Source organism: Methanobrevibacter sp. (assembly GCF_045120835.1).
In the GTDB taxonomy this organism is placed as follows: Archaea; Methanobacteriota; Methanobacteria; order Methanobacteriales; family Methanobacteriaceae; genus Methanocatella.
Map to the genome: position 1 here is coordinate 43,358 of NZ_JBGVFE010000115.1, position 6,299 is coordinate 49,656.

Here is a 6,299-nt window from a genome sequence, read left to right on the forward strand (position 1 = left end):
ATAAAAGTTAAAAATTATTAACTTTTATTCATTCTTATTTTTTCCAAAAAACCATCTCACTATTATCAGTAGGAAAATAACCAGCAAAATCCATGTTGAATCAAGTAGTAATATCTTTTTATAGAATGATTCGAAAAATATGCTAATGAAATAAACTATTGAGAATATTATTAGCAGTATCGTTGTGATATTTATTATAACTTCATTTTCATACCTTTTTTGAAATTTTGCAAATATTGCAATGACTGCAATTATTAGAATCAATGCTACAAACAGTATGTGTATGAATATCGGCAGATTCAACGTAAATGCACAGACTATATATGCCAGTATGGCTATTGAGAAAAATATCATTTCATTTTTATCCATAATATTCGCTCCTTAAAAATAAGTTAAAATAAATTTAATTATTTTAACTTAGCGTTCGATTAATTCCTGTTCCAGTATTTTGGAGGCATAGCATATGGCGAATAGTAGTCGTCGCTGAAATACTTATATGTCTCATTTTTGGTTAATTTTTTGACATTGCCCTTACTTATATATACCGTATTCTCCCTATCCAGTGAAAAATCACTTTTGATTGGAGATTCTATATAGTCATAGCCTCCATTGCTGTTTGGAATATTGTATACCTTTTTTTGCTGGAATAATCCTGATCGGGTAAACGTATATGTGTCCATAAGCCTGTACCATTCTTTTTGGTCTTGCTGAACTCGGTATGTTGACCCTACATCCTGCAATTTGATTATGAATCCGAAAAGACCGTAGGTAAATCCGGTAAGGCCCCTGACTGCAACTCCGCTCAATCCCAGAATGTATGGAACGGATTTGTGCGCCAGCAATCCGAGTTCATATCCGATGTCTTTTAGATAGGGATATGTCAGGGGATTTGCAATAAAATATCTGAATGCATCATCAAGCAGCTGATTAATGCTGTCCTGCCCCAATTCGTTGCATGAACAGCAGTCATTGATGGTATTGATTGAAGCGCCCTTATAGAAGAAATCATCATCTTTCATAATGACATTTGCCACGCCGCTATTTTGATTTATGATAATGCTCGTATTGGAATTTTCCATTTGGATTAATGCCGAGTCCCCGGAAAATATTAAGCTGTAGCTGTAATGTTCTTTGAAAAGGTCATCTAAAACCCCAGTAATATTGTATCCGAAACGTTTGCTTATGGGATTGAGAGCGATTTTTTCTAATTCTGGCAGACTTAGCGAATTGATTAGTTTGAATAATGCTACGTTCATTTTATCATTTCCGTTAACTTCCATTCCCATATCCGCATTTAGAACATGAAGATATGTCTTATCCAAGTTAATTCCACCCAATATTGTTGCAGTTTGTGTTCTCTGCCAGGTTACTCCGTATTCTTTTGAATAGGCATTTGCAAGTTCATCGGCCATCCAGGCGGTACTGAGAGATGTTAAAAACATTCCATAGACATTCATAATCCCGAACTTGTTTAGATATCCGGAACTTTTTGAAATCCAGGCATCGACAATTTTTTGGCTGATTTTTTCATTGATTATTGCATAGCTCTGAAGGACTTCAAAACCTAGCGTGCTTCGATACTTTTCTCCAAGACCATAGCTTATCGTTTCTCTTTTTTCAAGTTCCTCTTTGCCGTTTATTATAAATCTGGTTTGTATATCTTCTTTTGAATTATGGCCTACTATTGCGTTTCCAAAGTAATTGAATGTCACCTCTTCACCGGTATTTGCAAACCTAATGAAGTGAACATTTTCTCCAATCAGGTCCTCATAGCTTTTGTAATTAAAGTCATAGATTGATTTTGAATGATATTTTCCCAGATTGTATTTCAAACCCATTTCGTCATAATTCACAGTATAAAAGTTTATTTTGGCCTTTATTTTATTGTTTTGCAGATATGTTACTGTTTCGCTATTGCCGAAACCCTTGTCAATATACATTCCAAACATATCGTTGTTGCTTTCGGCGGTATTTCTGAATTCAATGTTCGTATAATCGGCAGTTGAATAAATCAGAATTCCGTTTCCTTTCAGATTGTCTTTATTGTAGTCGCTTTTTATTGCACTTCCATCAAATGGAATTAGATGGGTTTTATACCCAATAACTGTTGTGGAAACTCCGGGAATCACTGCCTGAGAGAACTGATATGATTTTGTTTCGCTGATCTGGACTGTAAACAGTTCATTTTTCGGCATCTGTATAATTCCGTCAAAACCGGTTTTTAAGGCATATGCAGAATTATGAAAGACATAGGGATAGGTCACATTAACATAGCTTGGAATAGATAGGATATGGCTGAATGGACTATGTTTGATTCCTTCCTTTACGCTAATCTGGTTAGTATTCTTCAATCCTTCATATTCGGTGATAATGGAATATTTCCCTGCGGCCAAATCAATCGCCAGCGTTGCGATTCCATTGGAATTGCTTGTTGCAGTATATGTTTTTCCATTGACTTTAAAGGTCACTTTTTTGTTGGGTGAAAGTTTTCCATTGCTGTTTAGAACCTTTACGCTAAATCTGCTTCCGTCACTTTCGTCCATAACCATATCCGCAGTTTCAAGAATCGTTTTAATCGTAATCGTTTTCGTTATGCTTTCTGTCGTTTTTGAGTTCACTGATGAAACGGCATATGTTCCGGGCATCAGGTTAATATCTAATTTGCCGACACCTTTCTTGTTTGTTTTAACGCTATAGGTTTTGCCATTCAGTTTGAATTTTACAGAAGTATCCTTTAGAAGCTTTCCCTTTTGATCGTAAAATGTGCTGTAGTAGGCCGCTCGGTTTTTATAGTACTTTGTAAAGTCATTGCATTTTATGGTGCTTTTGATGCTTACCGTACTTTTTTCGCTTGCTTTTTTATATTTGCTTGTTCCATCAAAAGTGGTTATTACGCTATATTTTCCACTCTTCAAATTGAGATTTATGGATGCCTTGCCGTTGGAATCCGTTGTTTTTGTATAGGTTTTCCCATCAATTGCAATTTTCACTTTTGCCTTTTTCATTGCTTTTTTGTTTTCATCCTTAAGTGTTACGGTAAACTTGCTTCCGTCTTTATAATGCATTTTCACATCTGGCGCCTTAATGCTCACTTTAGCTTTTTCCTTTGTCACACTTTCCAAGACATTTTCTTCCAGTTTACTTTTGGCGTGAAGCATATCGTTTGCAGTGATGCTTTTCTTAAGGGTTTTGGTATTTTCACTGCTCAGCTCAAGTTGGTCCTGGTTTTCAAGACCAACTTGGTAAATATCATCTTCAGGTTGTTCTATTGTTTGTTTTAATGTTTCATTATCATTTTTGGCTGCCGAGCTAACTCCAAGCAGTAGAAATAGCAGAATAATGAAACATATGGTGTTTATTTTCGTGTTCATAATATCTACCTTTTGTCAATTTTTTTGTCTAATCGACGTTTAAAGTATGATATCTAGAACATATAAACTTTAATTTTAAAATTAAATAGTAAAAGACTTTTAAAATGAATTTTTAACATCAATTCTGAGGATATATTAAAATTATACACATATAAGTGAATTCGCTGTTGGCAATTTCATCCATACTGGCTTCAACAATTTTCTCGTCCGGGTAACTTAGGCGTTCACAGACTGTGACTTTGCGGTCTTTTTCAACGCCGTTGTCAAGTAAAAACTGTGCCATGTCTTTAACTTTTCTGGATGGAAGAGCAATGGTTATTTTTCCATTATTTATAACTGGTAGGATGTCTTCTATATTTTCCCTGCCATGAAATGTCATTACATTGGCATTGTCCCATTGGATGTGGCATTTTGCGGCTGCAAGCTGAAGGGAACTGATTCCGGGAATTACCTCAATGTTGTCTTTTGAAAAATTTTTCTCATCTGAAATTCTCAAAACCGTATTTAAAACGCCTGAAAAACCAGGGTCTCCGGTTGACAATATTGAAACGGTATTTCCGTCAACTGCAAGCTGAACCCCTTTTTCTAATGTATCTAATAATTCCTTGACATTGAAAGGTATGGTATTCTGCACGTCAGAAAACAGTTCAATGGCACGTGTGCTTCCAACTGTGTAATCACTCATTTTGACAGTATCGATTGCCTTTTTTGTTAGATATTCGCTTGAGCCAGGCCCAATTCCTATAATATAGATTTTACCGGTCATTTTAATCATCAGTTTTTTATGTTTCCAATTGACTTATAGTTAAAAATTGATTAAGATATTATTTAAATTTTCGTTCATTAAATCGTTAGGAATCATTCAGATTAATTATTTCCCTTTTTAGAAATTTATAGATTTCTTCAGCGCTTGTTATCTCCCCGGGATTTTTCCATTCTTGAGGATATAGAATAAACGCTTTGTTTTGATTGCCTCCAAGGCCGCCATGACTTCCAATCAACTCTTCAAAAGCGCAGACTTCATCATTTTTTTCATCATAAAAACTGTTGACCAGTATGTCGGGCATATTTTTAAATGAATTTTGTCTTTTAAGGTGTTTTGCAGCGTTCTTTCCAAATCCTTCAAGTGGGTTTTCGCCAACCACTTCATCATTGTCCAGATAATAGATTCCATTCTGTCCAATCACCATTCCTCCGTTACTTATTGAATTGACCATCAGAAATCCAATTCCTGAATGGTTTACAAGGCCTGGAATTAAATCAGGAAACAGCATCACCAGTTCTTCATAGGTCAGACGTTGTCTCCATTGGGTCAGATATATTAATCCCATATTTCCTGAGCCCAAAACAATCAGTTCGGAATCTCTGGCTTTTTCACTGTTTTTAGGAATGGTTTGGTAATTGGTAATATAATCCAGGCTATTGGAATATCTGTCCCGTAAATTTTGGTATTGTTCGTTTTCAATAATTATTTTAGGCTTTTTTTCTTCGATTCCTTTTTTCAGATTTTCAATGGGTCCGTTTTCATCAAACAGGTCGTCCCGAATGTTTTCAACATGCTCCTTTATGTTTTGCAGTTGCTTATTTTCACTTAATACCGCATCTCTGAAGTGGTCAATGTTGTACTCGTTTTTAAACATCTTCAGGTCCTTTGGAAGCAATCCACGAACATAATTTCCCAATGTTATTCCATATCTCTGTTTAAAGGTGGCGCCATTGCTCTGACCGTGATCTGACAGGATAACCAACTTATAATCTCTGTCGCTCATCTCTATTGCTGAGAGAAGTCTGGAAAATTGAATGTCAATCTGCTTTAGGATGTTCCAAACATCATCATCTTCAACCCCTGAATGGTGAGCCACTTCATCATAGCCCATATAGGTTGCATAGGCGGTATCAATTTCGCCAGTTAGTATTTCACCGGTTAGTATTTCAGTTGTAGCCTCTCTTAAAACTACATTTGCGCCGGCCCTTACGGCTGCATAAATCGGTGTTCTTCTAATTCGGGGCTGTATATTTTTTATGTCATGCATAAGCTGGGATTTGAACTCAACTAGGATATCCCATAAAAAGAGAATAAATATTCTCTGAAAGTTATAGGAATCCAGAAACACGGTATGCAGGGTTTTGTTCCTGCTCATTAGTGCAAATTTGGAGGATGTCAGGGCGGATAATTTACTGTCTCCTGAAAACATATTTGCAATGCTTATTCCATTGACAAGCAGGCCTTCCCCATTGCTTATTCTCTTTTCAATTTGAGGGGAATGAGACAATTTGCCCGAAACTATTATGTTGTTGTCATTTTCCTTTTCAACCCATCTGTAGGCCACAATATCTTTGTTGTTTCCGTGCAATATTCCTGCCTGGCTTGCTCCTGTCTGTGAGGAGAGATCAGTTTCCCACTGCATTAGGGTATGGGTGTTGCTTTCTAACCAGTTTTGCATCGTTGGCATAATGCCTTTAGAAATTGCCTTTTTCAATGTAGTGTATGACAATCCATCGATTTCAAGCATTATGACTCCAGGGTATTGTTTTTTATGCGGGGTTTTTCTTTTCAATGCATGCTTCAGGATGCTTTTAATGTATGAATTGAAGTAGTTCGTGTTTGTAATGTTTGTTGTAAATGTTGTGGCTATTGCCATGACGATTGGAACCTGCCAAAATCCATAAAACCCGACATAAACCCCTGGAATATAATAGGTTGCAATATAAAATATCAGGGAGTTTAAAAATATTGATCCAATACCAAACGTTAAAATAATAAATTTCATTAGAAACCGTCTAAAAATAGGCCATAATAGTGAATTTGCTATTCCAAAGGCGAAAACGATGATTAATGCATTATAGCTGCGACCGATAGTGAAATCACTGCTGATATAGTCAACGAAAAATATGGCTATAATGTTGGCTATGATTATCACTGCGGTT

4 protein-coding genes are annotated in these 6,299 nt (G+C 36.0%); all 4 read right to left on the reverse strand.

Annotation, left to right across the window (positions count from 1 at the left end; genetic code table 11):
* Positions 1-24 precede the first annotated feature (24 nt).
* Positions 25-369, reverse strand: coding sequence for a hypothetical protein (locus tag ACJMLO_RS10290; RefSeq protein ID WP_405296510.1), 345 nt, complete (start codon positions 367-369; stop codon positions 25-27).
* A gap of 59 nt (positions 370-428) precedes the next feature.
* The gene (locus ACJMLO_RS10295) at positions 429-3,371 is read right to left on the reverse strand and encodes a hypothetical protein (RefSeq protein ID WP_405296512.1); all 2,943 of its coding nucleotides are present in this window, start codon (positions 3,369-3,371) and stop codon (positions 429-431) included.
* A gap of 118 nt (positions 3,372-3,489) precedes the next feature.
* The gene (locus ACJMLO_RS10300) at positions 3,490-4,137 is read right to left on the reverse strand and encodes a cobalt-precorrin-7 (C(5))-methyltransferase (RefSeq protein ID WP_405296513.1); all 648 of its coding nucleotides are present in this window, start codon (positions 4,135-4,137) and stop codon (positions 3,490-3,492) included.
* An 85-nt stretch (positions 4,138-4,222) separates the two neighbouring features.
* Positions 4,223-6,299 (reverse strand): phage holin family protein (locus ACJMLO_RS10305; protein WP_405296515.1); only part of this gene is annotated, 2,077 nt, incomplete at its 5' end.